This window comes from Psychrobacter sp. CX90, assembly GCF_057396305.2.
This window is the reverse complement of sequence record NZ_CM182008.1, coordinates 2,098,230-2,119,652: the sequence shown is the minus strand read 5'-3', so window position 1 is coordinate 2,119,652 and position 21,423 is coordinate 2,098,230. Positions and strand designations below refer to the sequence as shown.

The window sequence follows — 21,423 nt, the reverse complement described above, 5'->3', positions numbered from 1 at the left end:
GTTGTTAATTATCAATAGTTAACATAGATGAGCACACCACTAAGCTATGGGTTTTAAAGTGTCTGAAGGTTTGATGTTTCCCTCATTATCATATCGTTTACTTTCCTCACGTTTTGGAAGCACAGTAAGCTTGGCATCGCTTTCTAATATAATAGCAGCCACCTCATTAAAATCATGAATCCCTTCGCTACGAATTGCGCACTCTAACTCTTGACGAGTTAGTCGCTCTTTACGCATGACATCGGGTAAAAACTGACCTTCGTAAAACAGCACACAGGGCTCTGATAAAATCGCGCTCGCAAACTCAGGAGAAATAGAGGCATATTTGGTCACTATGTATTGCAAGCTGAGCAAGGTTACAATCGATGCAATGCCTTCAACAAGGGGTACACTTTTTAATAAAATAGTGCTGGCGCCAATAGAGCCTATCATTACCGTTACTACCCAATCGAAGTTATTAAGCTGTGAGGTAGAGCGTTTTCCAGAGATCTTTAAAAAAACGACAATGCAAAAGTAAACCACGACGGCCGAAATAACGATGCGTAATAAGGTGTCTAAGCTGTCAAATAAAATCATATCCATGATGAGGTTTTCCTTAGCTATTTAAAACAGGACGTAAACAGTAGGTTCTATTTTTGACCATTCATTTTTAACTAATGAACATTGGGTCAAGCGTATTGTACCCTTTAAATTGAAGGGTAACGTAATGGTGGCAGGGGAGAGAAATTGTGATCGTTTACAAGACTATAGAACAGACTTGTATTAATGCTTTGCTGTCCAATCGAGTAAGGTGTCCAATGCATAGCGAGCCTGATAGGTATTTAGCTTTTCAGGGCTATTAATAATACTAACGACGACGTAATCCTGTCCTGATTGCCCGTGAACATAGCCTGCCATAGCAGTCACGTTATCAAGCGTACCTGTTTTGACCCATGCACGACCAATGGCAGCAGAGTTTGGTAATCTGTCCGCATGTTGTTTTATAGTACCACTAATGCCTGCTATGCCGAGTGAATTGACATAAACGTCAAAGCTTGGATGATGATAAGCATACTCTAGAAGCTCAGCTAGATTATCAGCCGTAACGGTGCAGTCTCGACACAACCCAGATCCATTGGTCATATATGGGGGTGGCGTTGTGAGTGTTGATTGCCACCAGTCATCGATGGTTGCTATAGCTTTTGAATAATCCGAATATTGAGGGGTCACGGCAATCTGCTTAGAGGGTTGTGAGTTATTCATGTCTGTTTGATAAGATGCTGTATCATGCACATAATTAGCGGTACCTAATGAACGGTAAATAGGTAAAGAGAGTATCAGCTGTTCAGTCATGACGTTATTAGAGTAATGATTAATATCATATATTTGATTGGAGAGAGGTAAAGATTGATAGGTAAGCATGGGAAATGGCGATGAGGACATCACAGCAGCTTTTGGTGGCTGATTGAACTTAGTGTTAACGTTCATATCTAGATAGGTATTAAATCTGGTTTTTATCGGATGCTCTGTGCTTATAATATCGCCAGATAAAGTATTACCCATTTGCAGCCATTGATACTTAATTACCTTTTTAGCAAAGTCTTTGACGTTTGGATAGGCAAGGTACAAGGTACGAGCGTCACAAGACTTTGGCATACTGTTTTGGAATTTTAATGAATGAGTGGTCCAGCTAGGCAATAAGCTATTAATAACAGATGAACATGTTCCTTCTCGCATAGGCACAAAGGAAGGTAGCTGATATTCAGATAGCATAGGAGAATAAAAAATTCGGGCTAATTGACCCTTATCCTGACTATTACCTGAGTCAAGTAACGGCACTGTGGTCATTTTGATACTACTGAAATTAATCAACAGGCCATCTGGGCTTGCGTTATATGGTCGAAGGGGCTCATTGTCAAAAGCGGCTGGGTCTTTACCTACATCTCTAAAAATAGATGTATCTAAGACAATATCGCCTTTGATATGACGAATACCTGATCTATTAATTTTTGCAAGCAACACCGCCAAACGCTGGTAGGTCAGCTTAGGGTCGCCACTGCCCTTAATAATTAGGTCGCCGTACAAGGTATTGCCAAAGATAAACCCCGTATGATAAACCTCAGTTAACCATACGAAATCTGCACCAAGCATATCCAACGCTATAAATGTTGGGATTAGCTTCATAGTGCTGGCAGGCGTGCGTGGCATGTCTGGTAGATGTCTTATGGGTAAAGATAAAGGCTGAGGTTGATTGGTAAAATTTTCGGTAACATTATTTTGGTTTGGAGCGGTTTTAGTGGCATAACTTTTTATAGAGTAGTTGCCTTTATGATTACTGTCGTCATCAACCGCACTTTCATTAGAACCTTCACTATCAGAAAGCTCAGAATCTACCACTGTTTCAGCTTGCGTCATTCCTTCATCTTGAATGACTTGAGGATTTGGAGTCAGGGCTTCAGAAAGAGGAATGGGTTCAAGTACACTCACAAGACTATGCTGATTTAAGTTTGAATCACTTTTGTGTGTAGAAAAAGCGAGATGCTTTACAGGCGTTATGACAATACTGATATCATCTGAAGCAATATTAGCATTAGCAAGCGCTGCTTCAACGGGCTCTGGCAAAGTAGCCATGGCTGATACACTACAAATTAACCCTATGTAAAAACCTAAAAAAGATTTCTTTAGAGGTTGTAGTTGTAGTGCTACCGTTAAAAAATGAGCTGGTGGAGAGAGTAATTTAATGACTGACAATCGCATGATAATCAACAGATGATTTACAAAAAAAAGTAAGTTGAACATTACTATTATGCAGGTTATTTTAATAGGCGATTTTAGTAGCATACAATGTGAACTTTGTAACTCACATGAGCTTTAAAAAGGCTCCATAACCAAAGTGATGCTAACGGTTAGTAGAGTCTAATAGCAAAATAGTCTACTGTCAGTACAGTTTATTGCTTATTGGTATTATTCACAACGTTAAGGGTGTCACAACTTTTCAATGATGAGCAATTGTTTTAACGTAAATGCAGAAATGTCATAGCGGTCATTACTGCATCGTTGTAGGCATCATGTGCCCCTAAGTCTGGAATATCTAGTTCTCTCATAATACTGTCTAAATGTTGAGACTTATGAGAAATCCCGTTAGTACGGTTACCGTTTCGTTTGGTATAAAGACTACGAATGTCAATAATCTCGTTTGGCAAAGGTGCTCCCATATAGTCTTTAGCTAGGGTATTTAAAAACCCCATATCCAACTGCGGGCAGAATCCTACAATAGGTCGATTGCCTATAAAAGGTAACATGTTATCTAGCATCTGCTCATAGCTTAATCCATGCTCAACATCAAAAGGGCGTAGTCCATGAATAATGATGGTGTCCTCGGTTGGCATGATAGGTGGCCGACAAACAAGGTGTAAACCATTGCCAGTATCAATGACATTGCCATTGATATGAATAGCAGCAATGGACAAAAGATGGTGCTTTTTATGATTTAGGCCGGTCATTTCACAATCAATTGATACCCATTCATTGGGCTTAGCGGGTTCAAAAATACTGCTCAATTCAGGTCGAGTAAGAGATTTCTTATGCCAGCTAGATTTTAGGCGATGTAGCATGCTCATAATCGGTTGCTCAATAGTCAGGTTGCAATGTTAGACCTGCAAGGGGATAGTTGTGTATAGTCAAAGTTTGAAATTGTGATTAACGTTTTCTCTAATTTGTAAGTTCGTCTTCCTAAGCCTTAAGTTCTCAATATTTCTATGCCTCTAAGCCAGCTCAAGTTGATAGTGCGAGCTTAGTTGGTTCTTAAAGCTTTTGACAATATTTAAGCACTCTTTTAATAGATCGCGTTCGAGTGCCGACAGTGTCGTTGGGTCTACTTGACGGGCAAACTTATCATCGGTTGATAGCGCAACATCCAATCTGAGTGATGAGAAAAATTCTAACGTTTCATTCAGTGTCTCTGCTCGCTTCTGTGTCATCACACCTCGTCTAGCAAGCTCTTTTAAACGGGCTTTGGTACTTGCGACCTCATAAATATCGTTTTCTAGTGCCATGGCTCTTGCGCCATGCACAATAGGAAAGATACCTGCTTTTTTAAGATCAATATCCTGATCGATAGGTTTGCCAATAAGAGGGGCAAACTTTTGCCACCACTGATTGACATCGCCAAATTGTAGCGCAGCTCGGACAAAGGTTCGAATAAACATGGGATCGGCATGTTGGTGTGCAGTTTTTAAAGAGGCACGAAGGCTTGTAAAGAGCTGCTCATCGCCACAAACATAATCGGCATCTAATACCGTAGATAGCCAGATAGCATGTTCCTTTTCACGTCCTGCAAACCAAGACGCCACTTGAGCTTTAAATTGACTAATCGGCTGACGCCAGATGGGGTTATTCATCATAATATGGCCATCGCAAAGCGGATAGCCTAATTGCCCGAGGGTTTGGTTGAATTCATCCGCATACTCCGCCAGATTGGGGTGGCTATAATCATCGCGGATAAGTAAGGCGTTGTCTTGGTCGGTACGCATGATCTGCTCGCCACGTCCTTCAGATCCCATGACGATGACACAGGTGTTATCAAACACTTCTTGAGGTACTATAAGTTGCCAAAGCTTAGTAAATACGTGAGCATTTAAGGTTTGAACCATACGGCTTATAACACCCACCTTGATGCCATCATGATGCTGAGCACGAATATATTGTCCAATTTGCTCAACAGCTTTTGCTATCATCTCGACGTTTGTAGCTTGATCAATCTGCACGGTAATTAGATGCGAGTGATGACTTAAAAAAGCGAGCAAATCACTCTGACCTAGAACACCTATTACTTTGCCGCTATCGTCTAAAACAGGTAGGCGGTGCACACGATATCGAATCATCGCTAATAGGGCGTCGCTGATGTCGCGGTTGTGTTGAATGGTGCGTAGTTTAAACTTGGCGTAGTCACGACATAAGGTAGCTTGAAAGTCGCGTCGTTCACTGACGGCACGGCAGATGTCAGCATCGGTAATAATGCCGAGATTGTTTTTATGCGATTCAGAGGGGTCTGGGTTTTGTGAAGAAGCCCGTTTAACCAATACATGTTTTAACCCAGCCTGTGTCATGGTAGTAGCGGCTTCAAATAGGGTTGCTGACTCATCAACACTATGGACGTCAAGTAATTGAACTGCTGTCACAGGCTGCAACATCAGTTGTTGAGCCTCTACTTGACGCATCGTGTTTGATGGGTTTGATAAAGCGTTAGACGCTTGGCCAGAATGTTTGCGTCCAGCCAACGCAAGCACCCGCTCGGTCAAGTCGCCACTTAATAAGCGCCTAATATGATGATTTTGAGCGGAGATACGGTCGATAGCGTCTGGTTCAATTTGCAATAACAAGGTATCTTGCAGCGCTTTGTATTGGTAACCATTTTGTCGCTCTTCTTCAGAGGTGTATTGGTTGCTGGATGTGTTGTTATTGAATGCTTTGTTTGAAATGCTGGTGGGTTGGGTCGTAGCAGGGCGATGTATGTCTTGCTCTGCGGCAATTTTGCGACCATCAAACCAGTCATTACTTACACTTGATGCATGAAAGTCGCCGACATACTCTTCTGCCAATGTTTGCTGTATATGACCTTTGAGTATCACATAAAAGTAATTAAGCTCGTTATCTTCAAGCGATTTACCTTTGCCTAAGTAGCGAACTTGACTATGTTTTTTAATACTTTCTCGCTCAACTGGGGTCAGGCAGTCAAAAGGTGGTTGTGAGAAATCTAAACGAGTCATATGCCACTCCTTGGCTTATCCATAATTAGGCTATGGTATTTATAATACGCTTATCGATTAACAACCTGTAAGACTAAAATGACTCAGCGGTTTAAGTTTGTTGTCCAGATTGTTATTGCTAAGATTTAAGCTAATAAAGTCTTAATGCGGGCAATGGCTTCACGGCTTTCTTCCACACTGGCTACCAACGCTAAGCGAACAAAGCCTTTCCCAGGATTAACCCCATCCACCTCTCTTGATAAATAGCGTCCAGCTAATGCATTTATATTAAGTTGTTCATATAAGGCTTTGACGAAAGCTTCATCATCAGGCATTCCTTGCGCATCAACAAACGGCTTAGGGGCTTCAACCCATAAATAAAATCCGGCATCAGGTTTTCGTAAGCCTAACAGTTCGCCCAACTCACTTATCCATAAATCGAATTTTTCTGCATATAGCTTGCGATTGTGTTCAACGTGCTTTTCATCTTGCCATGCTGCAATTGAGGCCAGCTGATGATGGATAGGCATTGCACAACCTTGATACGTTCGATATTGCAGATAAGGTGTTAGCAAGGCACTATCACCTGCAATAAACCCTGACCGTAATCCGGGTAGGTTAGAGCGTTTGGACAAAGAGTGAAAAACCACACAGTTTTTGTAATCATGGCGATCTAAATTAGCACATACTTCAAGTAGACCAAGTGGCTTCTGTTCAAAATATAACTCGCTGTAACATTCATCACTGGCAATGATAAAGTTATGTTTATCAGACAAGGCAATCAATGTCTGCCAATCTGATTCATTCATTACAGAGCCAGTTGGATTATTCGGGCTACAAACAAACAGCAACTGTGTGCGTTCCCAAACCTCACTGGGCACTGACTTGTAATCGCACTTAAAATCACTCTCTTCAGTGCAAGCAACATAATACGGAGTAGCACCTGCTAGAAAAGTTGCCCCTTCATAAATTTGATAAAAGGGATTTGGCATGACAACAAGAGGTTTATCTTCAATGCAGTTTTTGCTATTTACTGAACTAATGGGCCCAACATTTACCGCCGCTTGCACAAAACTAAAAATTGCTTCACGAGTACCCATAACAGGAATTACTTCTGTGGCAGCATCAATACGGTTCAAGTTAAAGCGATTTTTTAACCATTGTGCAATGGTTTGACTGAGTTCAGGAAGCCCACCAGTGGTTGGATATTTTTGTACTTTATCCAAATTATCCTGAATAATATCTAGTACAAAGTGGGGTGGGGTATGTTTCGGCTCACCAATTCCCAGTTTGATTGCTTCGTATTGACTAGCTGGCGTTGAGTCGGCTAACAATATTGCCATCTTGGCGAAAGGATAGGGGTGTAGTAAGTTAAGTTGATTGTTCATGTTTTGCCTTTTAATAAAATTCAATCGATAAAATTTATTAAGCTTTGTGTGAATTTATTATTGTGTTGTTCTATGATTTAACTGGTAAATATCAAATACAGCGTTTTACGTTATCTGCTGAGTCGTTGCCAGAGTCTCATCATTCGTTTGTAATACCGCCTGAAGAGAGCGCTCAAGTTTCGCAAGCCTTTCATTACTAAGCTGAGCGTCACCTTTATCACTTAGGTAAAACATGTCTTCAGCCCGCTCACCTAGCGTTGTGATACGTGCTGCATGCACCTCAATAGATTCATTTAAAAATACCTGACTAATACGCGCTAATAGCCCAGGTTGATCTAGCGTTGTTAAGCTCATGACATGTTGCTTATTGGCTTCATTATATTGAAAGCTAATTTCGGTGGGCACTTGAAAATTACGAAGTTGTCGAGGCATACGCTTTTGCACTAACTTTGGTTTTTCTGGATGTTTGAAAGCATCAATAAGCCTTTCAGTGAGCTCCTTACGCGCCTCTGGGTCGTTAATTAGGATGCCTTTTTGGTCAAGCAACACATAAGAGTCCAATGCAAAGTCTCGTGTGCCAGTAATAATGCGAGCATCTAACACATCTAAGCTCATCTGATCGAACACTGCCATAGTAACGGCAAATAAGTTGGCTTGATCTGGTGTATAAATAAATACTTGTACAGCATCTAGCGCAAGTTCTCGATGCTCTCGTAATACGACAAGAGGCTCACTATCTCGAGAAGACGCTTTGCCTATGGGCGGATGATTTAATATGGCTTCAGTATGCCATATAATATCTTCAGGAATTTCCCGTAAAAAATACTCATCGCCAAGCTCATCCCACAATACCAACACCTCCTCCTTGTTCATATGCTGATTGTCTACTTTATCAAGCAATAGTTCGGCTTGTTGACGGGTTGAAGCAATCATATCTTGACGATTGGTCGGTGCATCCAAATCTGCTCTTAAAATACGACGTGTTTGAGTGTAAAGCTGCTTCATAAGTGTGGCACGCCAGCTGTTCCATAGTTGCAAGTTAGTTGCATTCATGTCGGCTACGGTTAGAACGTATAAATGATTTAAATGAGTGACGTTGCCTACTAAATTTGCAAACTCTGCTACTACCTCTGGGTCTGAGATGTCTTTTTTCTGTGCGGTTAATGACATTAATAAGTGATATCGAGTTAACCAACCTACCAACTTCGCATCGGCTTCAGTCATGCCGTGCGCGAGACAAAACTCAATAGCATCAATCTCGCCAAGTTCACTGTGGTCACCGCCACGGCCTTTAGCGATATCATGGAATATGGCTGCCAGTATAATGATCTCTTTTCGTTTAATTCGCTTGTAAATTGAACCGACTAAGGCAAAGTCATCTTTATATTTTGGATCGGTAAAACGATGCAGCATACGTACTAAAAGCAGAATATGAGCGTCAACAGTGTAACGATGGAATAAGTCGTATTGCATCAGTCCAATAAGGCTGGCAAATTGCGGCAGGTAGTTGGCTAGTACACCATATCGCTGCATAAAACGTAGGCGATGATATAAATAGTTTTGTTCTTTTATATTGTCTAAAAACAGATTTTGATGCTTAGGGTTTTCTCGATAATTTTGGTCAATACCGCGCGCTGCAATTTTTAGAGCGCGTAGAGTGCGCGTGCGAATAAGCTTTATATCATGCTGACCCATTAGTAAAAACATTTCCAAAATGGCTTCAGGATGCTGAGCGAAAACGTGATGATTTGAGATGGCTATATGATTACCGATTTTATTAAAACGGGCATTTAAGACTGTTTTTTTAGGACGCTTCTCATCTGGTAGACGAGCCTCAATAAGGACTTCATAATAATGTGCGGTTAGCATCTCAGATAATGATGAGATTTGCATGGCACATCGATAATAATCCCGCATAAAGCTCTCAACAGCAGCATTAGGCTCATCATCAGGTAAGGCTTCATAACCCATTCGCTGAGCTATATCACGCTGATAATCAAACAGTAGCTTATTTTCATCCCGTCCTGTTAAATGGTGTAGGTGGTGACGAATTTGCCACAAAAAACCTTCGGCGAACGTGAGTTCATCAAACTCTTTTTCAGTTAAGAAGTCTTGTGGTACTAAGTCGTATAGTTTGTTTATTCTAAAATAGCGTTTGGTTACCCAGCTTAAAGTATGGATGTCACGCAGACCGCCAGGGGCATTTTTTATATCGGGTTCTAGGTTATACTCCGTGCTGTTATGACGTAGGTAGCGTATGCGTGCTTCTTCCATTTTTGCATCATAAAATGCCTCTTGTGACCAAGTCTCATTGACAATGTTCATTGGTACAGCAGTTAGCTCATCATTGCCCGCCAACAGCCTTGCTTCCAATAAGCTAGTTGCCACAGTAATATCAGACGCTATACCAAAGCACTCCTCAGTGGTGCGAACTGAAAGACCGGGTTTAATACCGACGTCCCAAAGCCGTGCTACAAAAGCGTCAACTTTGCTTGCTTCTTCTACTGTTAATGTCTGAGGGGCTAATAATAAAAGATCAAGATCTGAATGAGGAGACAGTTCACCTCGGCCATATCCACCAACAGCAAACATCGCTAAGCTGGTATTGTGCAGGTCATGTAGGTCAAAAAGTGCGGATAATAAGCTGTCTGCTGCATCTGAACGGGCTTTAACAAGCTGTCTGATGTCTTCGCCGCGATTTAACGCCTCAGAGATATCTGCTTCAATTTGTTTTATCCAGTCTGGTATGCCAAGATTACGACTCGTATTCTGGCGCAAGTTAGGTAGTGGCGTCAGCAGTGAGTCAGTGGGTTCTTTAATAAACATATCAAGTTCCAATCAAAGAGCAGTAGTGCATTATGTGTTGTGAAGGATAAAACAAAGAAGGCGCATCTGAATTATAATCATAGTTTGTGTTTATATTCTGCCAAAAAAAAGACTGCCTAGGCAGTCTTTTTTGATATAAATTACCTCGTTAAGAAACTTAAGTCTTCTTCTGGGCGAGTGGTAAACACCTCACAGCCATTATCAGTGACCATCAGAGTGTGTTCCCACTGCGCAGAAAGTTTACGGTCCTTAGTAATCGCTGTCCATTGATCTGGCAGAATTTTAGTCTGCCAAACTCCTTGGTTAATCATTGGCTCAATGGTAAAGGTCATACCAGTTTTAAGCGGCATACCAGTGCCCTTTTTGCCATAGTGCATAACTTGAGGTTCATGATGGAATTGATTGCTAATGCCATGTCCACAAAACTCTCGTACAATGCTAAACCGCTCAGGTTCAACCACTTCTTGGATTGCCGCACCAATATCACCAAGGTAAGCGCCGTTTTTTACAACACTCATCCCAGCATAAAGTGCTTTTTGTGCCACACTACAAATGCGCTTAGCCATGATTGAACCTTCGCCAATAATCCACATTTTCGAAGTATCGCCGTAATATCCATCTTTAATAACCGTAACGTCAATATTAATGATGTCACCCTCTTTTAAAACCTTTTTATCCGTTGGGATACCATGACAAACCACATGGTTTACTGAAGTACAGATTGATTTGGGGAAGGGGGGGTAACCATAGTTTAGCGGCGCAGGAATAGCGTCTTGCACATTGACAATATAGTCATGTGCAATAGTGTTCAACGTTTCGGTAGTTATGCCTTCTTTCACATGCTCATCTAGCATAACTAAAACATCACTAGCTAGTTTACCAGCAATACGCATTTTTTCGATTGCCTCAGGGGCAAGGATTAAGTCTTTATTGTTACTCATAGTATTTGATTTTATAGTTGGATAAGTTAAGAGCGTATTTTATTCTAAATCATCATAGATTTTGGGATTAAAATTTATAGATATGTATACCACTTTGTATTTAAGTCTACATTATAACACAAGCGTATTTATATACGGCAGATGACTATCTCTCAATAATTTAGCAGACTAAAAACCTCGCTACTTGAGAAGTACACGTTAACTACTTGTAATTATAAAGTCATCAGTAATAAGTGGATTAGCTGCAAAACAATTATCGGCATAATACTTCACCTATTTCTGCATTTATGGTAAAATATCTGCCTTATTTTGTTTCAGTTTTTTATAAGGGTTACACTTCGCTTATTAAAGCTTAAATAAAAATAAGTTGTTTTTTAACTCATTCACCCATCAACCAATGACACACACATTGCGCTTAAAGATTACTGGGTGTTTGTCGGCTTGACTAATTTGCCAAAACTTTGTGTTTTTTACGGTATTTTTTAGCCAGAATACAAGTAATAAAAATACAAACGGGCAGATGCGTGTCGATAAATCGGTAATTTTTGTAATGTGGAGGCATAACCCAACTTTACAAAGGAAATTTATATGTCAACTAGTCCTACTAAAATGCCAATGCGCGACCTTCTACAAGCAGGCGCTCATTTTGGTCACCAAACTCGTTTTTGGAACCCAAAAATGAATCAGTATATTTTTGGTGCCCGTAACAAAATTCATATCATTAACCTTGAGCACACCGTTAAAGCATTTAACGAAGCGTTAACTTTCGTAAACGGCTTAGCAGCTAAGCGCAATAAAGTATTATTTGTTGGTACTAAGCGTGCTGCGAGTGAAGTCATCCGTGAGCAAGCACTACGTGCTGGTATGCCATATGTTGACCATCGTTGGTTGGGTGGTATGTTAACTAACTGGAAAACGCTACGCCAGTCCATCAACCGCTTAAAAGAGCTTGAGAAGCAGGCTGAAGACGGTACTTTTGCTAAGCTTACTAAGCGTGAAGCATTAGAGCGTACCCGTGCGATGGAAAAACTGGAGCGTTCTTTAGGTGGTATTAAAGATATGGGCGGTTTGCCAGACGCAATCTTTGTTGTAGACGTGGACCATGAAGCTATCGCCATTAAAGAAGCTAAAAATCTAGGTATCCCAGTTATCGGTATCGTTGATACTAACTCTAACCCAGATAATGTTGATTATGTTATTCCTGCTAACGATGATGCTATCCGTGCTGTAACACTATATGTGACTCGCATGGCTGATGCAATCATTGCTGGTAAAGAGTACGCTAAATCACAAGCTGGTGGTACAGCTGACGCTGCTCCTGCTGAAGAAGCACCTGAGCAAGAAGTCGCAGAAGAAGCACAAACTGAATCTGCTGAATAATTGACCTAAGTAACTTAAGTAAAAGCCTGCAGGTTAATGAGTTAATAAATTAGAGCGTTAATATTGCAGGGTTTTTACCGATACTCTTGATTGTTATATGACTCAATACGGCATGATGTGGACTCCCTCGTCATGCCCTTGTCATTTTAAGATTCTATAATCATACGTAATAATCGAAGTATAAAACAGCATTAAAAGCAATTCGTTGAAGACTTATTTCACACATTTTTCGTGCATTCTCAAAAAGTAAAACAGTAATAAGTATAAGTTCAGATTCGATAATTATTCAGAGTTATCTATTTTGGCTATGCAAGCTTATTTTTAAATTGAGAGAATAAAATATAACCACACAAAGAGGTAATAGAATGTCTAAAATTTCAGCAAAATTAGTAAAAGAGCTTCGTGATCGTACTGGTCTTGGCATGATGGAATGTAAAAAAGCCCTAGAAGAAACTGAGGGCAATGTAGAGACTGCCATTGATAACCTTCGCAAATCTGGTCAAGCTAAAGCAGCTAAAAAAGCAGGTAATATTGCTGCTGATGGCGCGATTGTCATTGCCCAACAAGATAACAAAGCACTTTTATTAGAAGTTAACTGCCAAACTGACTTTGTTGCTAAAGATGACAACTTTACTATTTTTGCTAATAAAGTGGCAGATGTCGCTCTTCAAAACAACGAAACAGATGCAGCAAAAATTGCAGAACTCCAGTACGAAGATGGCATGACTGTTGAAGAAGCGCGGGTTGCTTTAGTCCAAAAAATAGGTGAAAACATTCAAGTTCGTCGCGCCAAAATCATTGAAGGCGACAACCTAGCCACTTACCGTCATGGTTTGCGTATTGGTGTGGTTGTTTCATCTGAAGGTGGTAATGAAGAAGCAGGCAAAAACCTTGCCATGCATATTGCGGCATTTAATCCGGTTTCTGTTAACGACACAGATGTTCCAGCTGATATTTTAGCGCGTGAAAAAGAAATCGCTGAAGCTAAAGCGCGTGAATCTGGTAAGCCTGACAATATTGTTGAAAAAATGATTGAAGGTAGCTTACGCAAGTATTTAGACGAAGTTGTATTGGTTCGTCAAGCATACGTCATGGACAATGATAAAAAAGTTGGTGATGTGCTTAAAGCTGACGGCGTAACGGTTAAAGGTTTTGTGCGTTTTGAAGTGGGCGAAGGTATCGAGAAAAAACAAGAAGACTTTGCTGCTGAAGTTGCTGCTGCACAACAGGCTGCTGCTAAATAACTATTTACTGACTAAATAATACCTATATATAGCATTATTTAGGTTGGCTAAATAAAAGGAAGCCCATTACTTATCTAAGTAATGGGCTTTTTTGTAGTGAAAGAGGTTCAAAGTTATAATGTTATATAGTCGAAAAAATTCAAAAAAAGTTACGTACCATTGGTCACTTTGTAACCATTTTAACTCTTTTAGATTATAAATCTGATTTTATTAATGCTAATGCATTCAAAATATTAACTTTTAAACTTCTGAATGTTCAACAGACCCAGTCAACATGCCTGCTAAAAAAAGTGTGGTTGCTTTAAAACAGGCAGAGTATTCCTTCAAATTAAACTTATTTAAATATTAATGGCTTGTGGCAATCAACTTTTTATTAAGCTATTAAGGGCAATTTATAAAGCTATTAAAGGCAATGAAAAATGCCATTAATAGCCCATTAAACATGTAAAGATAACAACGTTGTATGACTGCTAACCCGTGTTTCGTAACCCTGCTGCAAGGGCATTAATGCTACGAATGAGTGGATCGGCAACGTCAATATCATCATGATTAACCGTTTTCATGTCGTTATCAGCGCGCATGCGCTTTAACAGCTCAATTTGGATATAATTAATTGGGTCTAAATAGGCATTACGCCATTGTAATGAGGCAGCAAGCTCTTCCTGACTAGAAAGTAAGGACTCTTGCTCAAGTAATGAGTTTAGACCAGCATAAGTCAACTCATGTTCTTTAATGACAGCACTCATGATATTTTCTCGCAAGGTTTCATCCTTACAGAGCTGACTGTAGGCTTGAGCGATATTCATCTCCGACTTTGTAAAAGACATTTCAATATTACTAATAAAAGATTTGAAAAATGGCCATTTATCGTTCATCTCTTTCATCAAAGGCTCATCAGCTTCTACGCTTTTTAGGGCACTGCCTACCCCATACCAAGCAGGTAGAGTAAAGCGGGCCAATGACCAACCAAACACCCATGGAATAGCGCGAATCGTTGACTTGCTAGGTAAACCTTTTTTACGATGTGAAGGGCGTGAACCAATATTAAGTAGCGAGATTTCTTTTACAGGCGTGGCTTCGGAATAAAATTGATAAAACCCTTCGGTACTATCCGTAAGTTGACGATACTGCTGCTCGCCTGCCTCGGCTAAACGAGCAAATACCTTTTCATATTCTGGCAACTCGGTGGGTTGCTCAACAAACCTTGAAGAGCTGGCTTTGAGTGCCCCTGTAATTCCCATTGTTAATTCAAATACAGCAGTATCTGGATTGGCGTATTTTGCGTACAACACTTCACCTTGTTCGGTAAACTTGATTTGACCATCTAAAGTACCAGCGGGCTGTGCTGCAATAGCTTGGTGAGTTGAGCCACCGCCACGGCTGACGGAACCACCACGGCCATGGAATAGACGCGTCTTGATGCCATATTCTTCTGCAATATTAGTGATGGTCTGCTGAGCACTATATAGCTGCCAAGCTGAGGTAATGATGCCACCATCTTTCGAAGAGTCAGAATAACCAAGCATAATTTCTTGAATATTACCTGAATGCTCAAGTAAGCCACGATACAGCGGATTATCTAAAACCATAGGTAAAATTTTATCGATGTTCTTGAGGTCTTCAATGGTTTCAAATAAAGGGGCAACTGGAAGGGCTGATGTTAAATAGCCCTTTTCACTAATGGCTGATAATCCAGCAAAGCGCATTAGCAATAATACTTCTAGAAGTTGGCTGGCGTTATTGGTCATTGAAATAACGTAACTACCAAACGTATCTTCTCCCACCAGTTTACGCAGCTTAGCGACTGTATTCATTAGAGCCAATTGCTCACGTGCTTGGCTACTAAATTCATCGGTATAAATTAGTGGCGCGCCTGGCTTTTCTAACAGCCGAGTTAGCCATTCTTGACGTTCCGTTTCATTAAGCGCTTTATAGTCAGGTAGGTTAGGGGCGCTGGCAAAAATTTCAGCAACGACGTCGCCGTGATAACCTGAGTCCTGACGAATATCAAGGGCGGCTAAATGGAATCCGCATGTTTTAACCAAACGAACGGTATCAAGGAGTAAACCCTCGGCATGGGCGCTGTCATGAGTTGCAACGCTTTGACGAATGATGCGTAGGTCATCTAATAATATTTGCGGTGAGGTATAAGCATCTTTAGCCGCTTCAGTATCTTCTCCCATACTTTGAATAAGACGATTGGTTGCTTTTATTTTTGCAAGAATAATAGACAGTAATCTTCGATAAGGCTCATTCTTATAATCATCAGAGTTGTAATAAAATACTTTTTTATCAAGATCGCTATATTCTTCTATTTTCTCATACACCTCAGCACCAATATTGACAATTGTATCGCTATGAATGAGCTCTCGGCGTAACTTCTTAATCAGTACCTGATAATGGCGCAATACTGTTTCAGCGTGCATTAATACTGCCATCTCAGTGGTTTTATGAGTAACAAATGGGTTGCCATCTCTATCGCCACCAATCCAAGAGCCAAAGCTAACAAAAGCAGGAAGTGGATAGTCTACTAATTCTGGATAGACATCATTAATCGCATTTTTGATATTGCGATACACTTTTGGAATCGCATTAAATAAGCTTGCATTGAAATAGTGTAAACCATTGTTAATTTCATCATAAACTAAGGGTTTACGTGTGCGCACCTCGTCGGACGACCATAATAAGTCAATGGTTTGTTTGGTTTTTTGCTTGGCTTGCTCATAAGCTAGGCTCCCTTCAGGGAGCTCATTTAAGGCGTCACTATAGTCATACAAGGTTTGCAAAATATTCATCGTAGTTCGTCTACGTGCTTCTGTAGGATGCGCAGTAAATACGGGAATAAACTTAAGTTGGTCAATAAGCTCTTTTATTTGATTTGGCGCAACATTACGCTCGCGGCATTCTAGAAGTGTATGCCGGAAAGATCCTTTCCAAAATTGCTTTGACTGTGCGCGAACCATACGGCGACGTTCACGCAAATAATTTTCTTCGGTTAGATTGGCTAAAAAAAAGTAAATTGAAAAAGCACGAATGACGTTTTTTAAAGTTTTATTATCAAGTGAGGCAATAAGTTTGATAAGCTCTTGCTTATGTGCAGGATTGGGTTCTCGACGCTCTTGAATAAAGCCTTTACGCAACGTTTCAATAGTACGTAAAGTATCTTCTCCAGCTTGACGAGAAATTGCTTCTCCTAAAAAAGATCCTAATAATCTAACTCGTGCACGTAAAACATCGTTTTCCAATAACATATGCTATCCCTATTTATCATAAAACTTTTTAGTATTACCCTGCTTTACAGGTTAATGTTTGATTTCATTTAAATAATACACGAACTAGTCAACTTTACCGAGCGTTATTTATTTATCAGATAAAAAATTATCCATACTAAATAAAATGCTTAGACTATAAGATAAAGGCTTGTCCTCATTTACAATAATTTGCATTTTATAGGTCTAAAACGGTTAAATTTTTGCCAGACTTAGCCTGATTTCTAGCTACTATGTCACTATTTTGTGCGAAATTATTCGTGTTTGACGTTAATTTATCTGAGAACCTCTATTCATAAGCCAAATGAGAACACACTCTAGCATTCATTGATTTTTTGGCTAAACAACCATTTGAGCTGAGTGAATTGGATAAGCTAATAGCATTGAATCCAGTAGCATTGAATCCAGTAGCATTGAATAGAGTGGTTATGAATCAGCCTAGGTAGTGGATTAACATAAATAAGCTGACTAAACATTCAATTATGCGCTCAGATAATACCCATTAAAGGGTTTCTAAAGGTAGTTTATGACTGATAAATTAAGTAGTGTACAAGAGAATACCAATAATAAATGGGCGCCTATTGGTCTGATTATTGGTTGCATTATTTTTGGACTAGGAAGTCTTATTGTCGCGCATGTAGAGGTTGGCGGCTATGCTATGTCCTTTTGGCGGCTGGCTATATCAGGCATTGTGTTTACTGCATTGGCCGCTATATTCAAACAAAAAATGCCTGAAGCAAAGACCTCAATAGATGCCAAAAAAGCCCTGTTTTTTGCATTGTTATCTGGGGCTTTTTTGGGCATAGATTTGGCGCTATGGCATGAAAGTATCTATGCTGTGGGCCCCGGAATTTCAACGTTATTGAATAGCCTACAGATTTTCTTTTTAGCCGCTATGGGTTTTTTGATATTTAGAGAGCGACAAACTATTTTGCAGCTTATAAGTTTAGTGCTGGCACTTTTGGGAGTGGTGTTCATTGCCAGTCCTGAGTTTGCGAATAACGACCATGCCGCTTATGGGTTTGTTACTGGCATTGTTTCGGCCAGTATGTTGGCCGCCTCCATGACCTTTATCCGTTTAACCCATCAAGCAGCCCCTACGCCTATTTTTATTCTCATGCAGCGAATCAGCATTGGGGGTAGCTTAGCCATGCTGGTTCCAATGCTGATTTTTGATAGCGGGAACATATTACCCAACACTTTAAGCGAGTTGGGGTGGATTGTGGTTTATGGTACTGTCATGCAATGTTTGGCTTGGGGACTGATTGCTTATTCTATCCCAAAGCTGTCTTTAGCTTTGACCGGATTGCTATTATTAAGTGAACCAGTTGCCGCGTTAGTGATTGATTACTTTTGGTTAGACAAGCCAATCAATGGTCTACAGTGGGCGGGAGCTGCATTAACTATGTTTGCCATTTATTTGGGCTCTTTAAAGCCCAGACCCTTCAATAAAACGGCTAAGCTTAGGCGATATCGCTTCTTTGCTAGATTTTATCGGGGTAAGTAGTTTGCATGCTATAAACGATAGATTGTAAAAGAGCAGAAGTCCAGTGTCATTATACAAGGAGCTTTTTCTTTTGCGTTTCTGGTTTGAAGGTAAGCCTGTTTTAAGTCTTTTTTTACCTTACAGCACATGACTACTTTAGCGTTTAGCGCATTTTCTATTTTACTACTTACTACTTTTTAGGTTACTACCCGTTTACCCTTAAGTTCACGATTAAAAAGTGCGTTTAAAACTATGGCTGCTAAAGTGGCGGTACCGATTCCACCCAAATCGAAGCTCCCAATATGCAAGCTAAAGTTACCCGCACCCATAATGACAGTCACTGCCGCGACAATAAGATTGCTGTTTTTACTAAAATCTATGTTGTTATCTATCCAGATTTTAATTCCAGCCACGGCAATCAAACCAAATACTACAATGGAGGCACCACCAAGTAGGGCAGGTGGAATGCTTTGAATAATAGCGCCAAACTTTGGCGATAATCCTAAAAACACCGCGACAATACCCGCCATAACAAAGATAGTAGTGCTATAAACTTTAGTAACTGCCATAACGCCAATGTTCTCTGCATAAGTAGTGACACCAGTGCCACCAAACCCTGCGGAAAATGTAGTTGCTAAACCATCGGCAAAAAAACCTCGGCCAATATAAGGGGTTACGTTGGATTTAGTCATTCCCTCAACGGCTTTAAAGTGGCCTAAATTTTCGGCAATTAAAATAAAAGCAACAGGTGCAATAAGTACAATCGCATTTAAATCAAATGTAGGGGTATGAAATGAAGGCAGACCAATCCAAGCAGCTTGCTGGACACCGCTAAAATCAATGGGAGTGCCATACCCCAATACGTTCGTCACAATATAATAGATGATATAAGACAGGATGAGACCCACTAATAACAGTAAGCGGCGTAACATGCCGCGCGTGAAAATAGCCACGCTACTAATCAGTACCACTGTTAACGCTGCCATCCAAGCATCAAACTGATTTGCCGAGACACCTTGTACTGTCACAGGCGCCAAATTTAAACCAATAATCATCACAATTGCACCGGTAACAATAGGTGGCATTAAGCTTTCAATCCAGCCTGTACCAATTTTCATAACCAGTAGCCCAACTAGCGAGTATATGATACCGCATACCATAATCCCGCCAAGAGCAACATTTAAGTTGGTATTAGGGCCACTTCCTGCGTAGGCAGTCGCTGCAATTACCGGACCGATAAAAGCAAAGCTTGAACCCAAATAACTGGGCATACGCCCCCCAGTCATCAAAAAGAACAGTATGGTACATAGGCCCGACATTAATATGGCTAAGTTAGCGTCAAAACCCATTAAAAGGGGCGCTAATACAGTGGCGCCAAACATTGCAAAAGTATGTTGGACGCCAAGAATCATACTTTTTGAAGCAGGCAGATATTCATTAATTGCAACGGCATGTTGATCTAAATCACCTTTAAAAGGTCGCCATGTTGGGAACCACTTACCGTTATCAAAGTCTGGGTCATGCTCATATAAAAGGTTAGATTCTTTGGCTGTTTTGGGGGTTTTACATGACTCCATGAGATTGTCCTTAGCTTTGATAGTTAGCTTTGATAGGGTGGTATTTTTTAAAGGTAATATGTTTACAATATGAAATGCAAATTGAGGATAGTATAGACGAAATTTTGGTTGAATCGGGGCTAAATATTGGGGTTCATTCTAATTTAGGACAGTAGACTATGCTAGGGAGACTATCTAAAACTGCTATGACAAAGGCGCTATGACAAAGACGCTATGACAAACTATGATGGGTTATACAGTTGAATGAAAAGTAAAGGAAGGGAAGGGAAGGGACAGGGAGGTTTGTGAGATGTAGGGGTTAAATGAATACTCCGCTAAACTAGAAACTAGAAACTAGAAACTAGAAACTAGAAACTAGGTCTATTCAGTTATAGTTGTTAGCATGGATTTGAGCAGCGCCAAACAAGACACAACAATGATAGTTGTAAAGCTTTTTCAACTTTACCCGTGTGAAATACCGTTAACTGCCTATTAGTACTATTAGCACTATCTAAGTCTAAATCCTCCCTACTTGTAATCTCATCTAGCGGCATACCGATTAGATTTTTAAAAGGTGTCGTTCATTTTGGAAATCTGCAAGATGGCGTTAAACATGATAAGACTCAACAAGGCAGATATTGACGCATTGTTTTGACTTGCTATAGGATTTATTGTGGTCAATACATAAAGCGTACGCCAGAGTCATAGGCTATTAGGGTCTGTTGAACATTCAAATGTGGAACTGGCGGAGGCGATTTTATAGGCAATATGCAGGGAGATTTTTGACGCTTAGTCATTCTAAGTTAGAAAATTTCGCAATATATTGACAAAAAATAGCCTTGCCCCACAGGGCTGATGCTAAAATTGCCCCAAACGTTGTTATAAACCTAGCTAAGGTCTAGACATTATCGTCGGTTTACACCTAGTTTGGAACAATTTTAGCTATCAGCAGTCCTAATATTTGAATGTTCAACAGACCCTAATATATTTATTTAAAATTAAAGAGAAGATAGCCATAATCTTAATCTAAGCGACCATTCTGGTTGAACGCCGGTTAAACCTTGAGTCATTTCGCCATCCTTTAATATTACATAGGAAGGCGTTACTTGCCCCTTCCAGTCGCTAAACAACTTTCCAGTGTCATCATTAATAGTGATAAAAGTGAAGCCATTGGTTGCCATATAGGTGTCAAGCGCTTGATTATTACCAGACTGCGTAGCAATAGTAACCACTGGGTAGGTGTTAGACTGCGCGATGGCGTTAACTTTCGGGGAGGTAACCTTGCAAACAGGGCACCAAGTGCCCCAGAAATAGACCAACACAGGAGACGCATGGCTAAGCATTTCTAAATCCACTACTTGCCCCTTATAGTCAGTTAATTGCAGCTCTGGTTGTGCAGGCATCACAGGTTGACGCCACCAGTTAATAGCCGTGTAAACCGCTATAAACATCACACCATATTTGATAGCAGCCCAAGACCAAGACCTAAGTTTAGATGCTACAAGTTTACTATCTTCTTTCTCTTTATAATTATCTATAGTCTTCTCTTTATAATTGGCTATTATGGTGAGGGTTATGATTGATAAACTCTAAAGCGCTATTGTTAG

At 40.3% G+C, this 21,423-nt stretch carries 13 protein-coding genes; 3 read left to right on the top strand and 10 right to left on the bottom strand.

The window, feature by feature from the left end; all coding sequences use genetic code 11:
* Nucleotides 1-39: 39 nt before the first annotated feature.
* From AC2SLN_RS08350 to map, 7 genes are all read right to left on the bottom strand, one after another.
* Nucleotides 40-582 (bottom strand): DUF421 domain-containing protein, encoded by a 543-nt coding sequence (locus AC2SLN_RS08350; RefSeq protein ID WP_486548273.1) that lies wholly within the window; start codon nucleotides 580-582, stop codon nucleotides 40-42.
* Nucleotides 583-762: 180 nt separating this feature from the next.
* On the bottom strand, nucleotides 763-2,610 hold the full coding sequence (locus AC2SLN_RS08345; protein ID WP_486548274.1) for a D-alanyl-D-alanine carboxypeptidase/D-alanyl-D-alanine-endopeptidase: 1,848 nt from the start codon (nucleotides 2,608-2,610) through the stop codon (nucleotides 763-765).
* Between the two features lie 383 nt (nucleotides 2,611-2,993).
* Entirely contained in the window at nucleotides 2,994-3,599 is a 606-nt protein-coding gene (locus tag AC2SLN_RS08340) for a 3'-5' exonuclease (RefSeq protein WP_486548275.1), read from the bottom strand.
* Between the two features lie 144 nt (nucleotides 3,600-3,743).
* Nucleotides 3,744-5,747: a DUF294 nucleotidyltransferase-like domain-containing protein gene (locus tag AC2SLN_RS08335; protein WP_486548276.1), complete on the bottom strand. Its 2,004-nt coding sequence runs from the start codon at nucleotides 5,745-5,747 to the stop codon at nucleotides 3,744-3,746.
* A 125-nt stretch (nucleotides 5,748-5,872) separates the two neighbouring features.
* Complete coding sequence (gene dapC, locus AC2SLN_RS08330; protein ID WP_486548277.1) at nucleotides 5,873-7,114, bottom strand: succinyldiaminopimelate transaminase; 1,242 nt, start codon at nucleotides 7,112-7,114, stop codon at nucleotides 5,873-5,875.
* A 105-nt stretch (nucleotides 7,115-7,219) separates the two neighbouring features.
* A complete protein-coding gene (glnD, locus tag AC2SLN_RS08325; protein WP_486548278.1) occupies nucleotides 7,220-9,940 on the bottom strand; it encodes a [protein-PII] uridylyltransferase in 2,721 nt (906 codons plus the stop codon).
* A 140-nt stretch (nucleotides 9,941-10,080) separates the two neighbouring features.
* Entirely contained in the window at nucleotides 10,081-10,896 is an 816-nt protein-coding gene (gene map, locus AC2SLN_RS08320) for a type I methionyl aminopeptidase (RefSeq protein WP_486548331.1), read from the bottom strand.
* Nucleotides 10,897-11,469: 573 nt separating this feature from the next.
* Between map and rpsB the strand changes: the two genes are divergently transcribed.
* Together rpsB and tsf are read left to right on the top strand one after the other, a co-directional pair.
* Nucleotides 11,470-12,261 carry a 30S ribosomal protein S2 gene (gene rpsB / locus AC2SLN_RS08315; RefSeq protein WP_486548279.1) on the top strand — a complete coding sequence of 264 codons (792 nt, stop codon included), beginning with the start codon at nucleotides 11,470-11,472 and terminating at the stop codon, nucleotides 12,259-12,261.
* A gap of 365 nt (nucleotides 12,262-12,626) precedes the next feature.
* The gene (tsf, locus tag AC2SLN_RS08310; RefSeq protein ID WP_486548280.1) at nucleotides 12,627-13,505 is read left to right on the top strand and encodes a translation elongation factor Ts; all 879 of its coding nucleotides are present in this window, start codon (nucleotides 12,627-12,629) and stop codon (nucleotides 13,503-13,505) included.
* Nucleotides 13,506-13,975: 470 nt separating this feature from the next.
* Here tsf and ppc read toward each other — a convergent pair whose 3' ends face one another.
* Entirely contained in the window at nucleotides 13,976-16,756 is a 2,781-nt protein-coding gene (gene ppc / locus AC2SLN_RS08305; protein WP_486548281.1) for a phosphoenolpyruvate carboxylase, read from the bottom strand.
* Nucleotides 16,757-17,300: 544 nt separating this feature from the next.
* On the opposite strand from ppc, the gene AC2SLN_RS08300 reads away from it, so the two are divergent.
* Nucleotides 17,301-18,281: a DMT family transporter gene (locus AC2SLN_RS08300; RefSeq protein ID WP_486548282.1), complete on the top strand. Its 981-nt coding sequence runs from the start codon at nucleotides 17,301-17,303 to the stop codon at nucleotides 18,279-18,281.
* A gap of 176 nt (nucleotides 18,282-18,457) precedes the next feature.
* Here the strand turns inward: AC2SLN_RS08300 and AC2SLN_RS08295 are convergent, their stop codons facing one another.
* Both AC2SLN_RS08295 and AC2SLN_RS08290 read right to left on the bottom strand, forming a co-directional pair.
* Nucleotides 18,458-19,837 (bottom strand): solute carrier family 23 protein, encoded by a 1,380-nt coding sequence (locus AC2SLN_RS08295; RefSeq protein ID WP_486548283.1) that lies wholly within the window; start codon nucleotides 19,835-19,837, stop codon nucleotides 18,458-18,460.
* Between the two features lie 977 nt (nucleotides 19,838-20,814).
* On the bottom strand, nucleotides 20,815-21,354 hold the full coding sequence (locus AC2SLN_RS08290) for a redoxin domain-containing protein (protein ID WP_486548332.1): 540 nt from the start codon (nucleotides 21,352-21,354) through the stop codon (nucleotides 20,815-20,817).
* Nucleotides 21,355-21,423 lie beyond the last annotated feature (69 nt).

Excerpts from the sequence above, each read along its gene's own strand:
- AC2SLN_RS08340 (WP_486548275.1), bottom strand. The coding sequence starts at position 3,599 with ATGAGCATGCTACATCGCCTAAAATCTAGCTGGCATAAGAAATCTCTT.
- AC2SLN_RS08300 (WP_486548282.1), top strand. The coding sequence starts at position 17,301 with ATGACTGATAAATTAAGTAGTGTACAAGAGAATACCAATAATAAATGG.
- ppc (WP_486548281.1), bottom strand. The coding sequence starts at position 16,756 with ATGTTATTGGAAAACGATGTTTTACGTGCACGAGTTAGATTATTAGGA.
- AC2SLN_RS08345 (WP_486548274.1), bottom strand. The coding sequence starts at position 2,610 with ATGGCTACTTTGCCAGAGCCCGTTGAAGCAGCGCTTGCTAATGCTAAT.
- dapC (WP_486548277.1), bottom strand. The coding sequence starts at position 7,114 with ATGAACAATCAACTTAACTTACTACACCCCTATCCTTTCGCCAAGATG.
- glnD (WP_486548278.1), bottom strand. The coding sequence starts at position 9,940 with ATGTTTATTAAAGAACCCACTGACTCACTGCTGACGCCACTACCTAAC.
- tsf (WP_486548280.1), top strand. The coding sequence starts at position 12,627 with ATGTCTAAAATTTCAGCAAAATTAGTAAAAGAGCTTCGTGATCGTACT.
- AC2SLN_RS08295 (WP_486548283.1), bottom strand. The coding sequence starts at position 19,837 with ATGGAGTCATGTAAAACCCCCAAAACAGCCAAAGAATCTAACCTTTTA.
- AC2SLN_RS08350 (WP_486548273.1), bottom strand. The coding sequence starts at position 582 with ATGGATATGATTTTATTTGACAGCTTAGACACCTTATTACGCATCGTT.
- rpsB (WP_486548279.1), top strand. The coding sequence starts at position 11,470 with ATGTCAACTAGTCCTACTAAAATGCCAATGCGCGACCTTCTACAAGCA.
- AC2SLN_RS08335 (WP_486548276.1), bottom strand. The coding sequence starts at position 5,747 with ATGACTCGTTTAGATTTCTCACAACCACCTTTTGACTGCCTGACCCCA.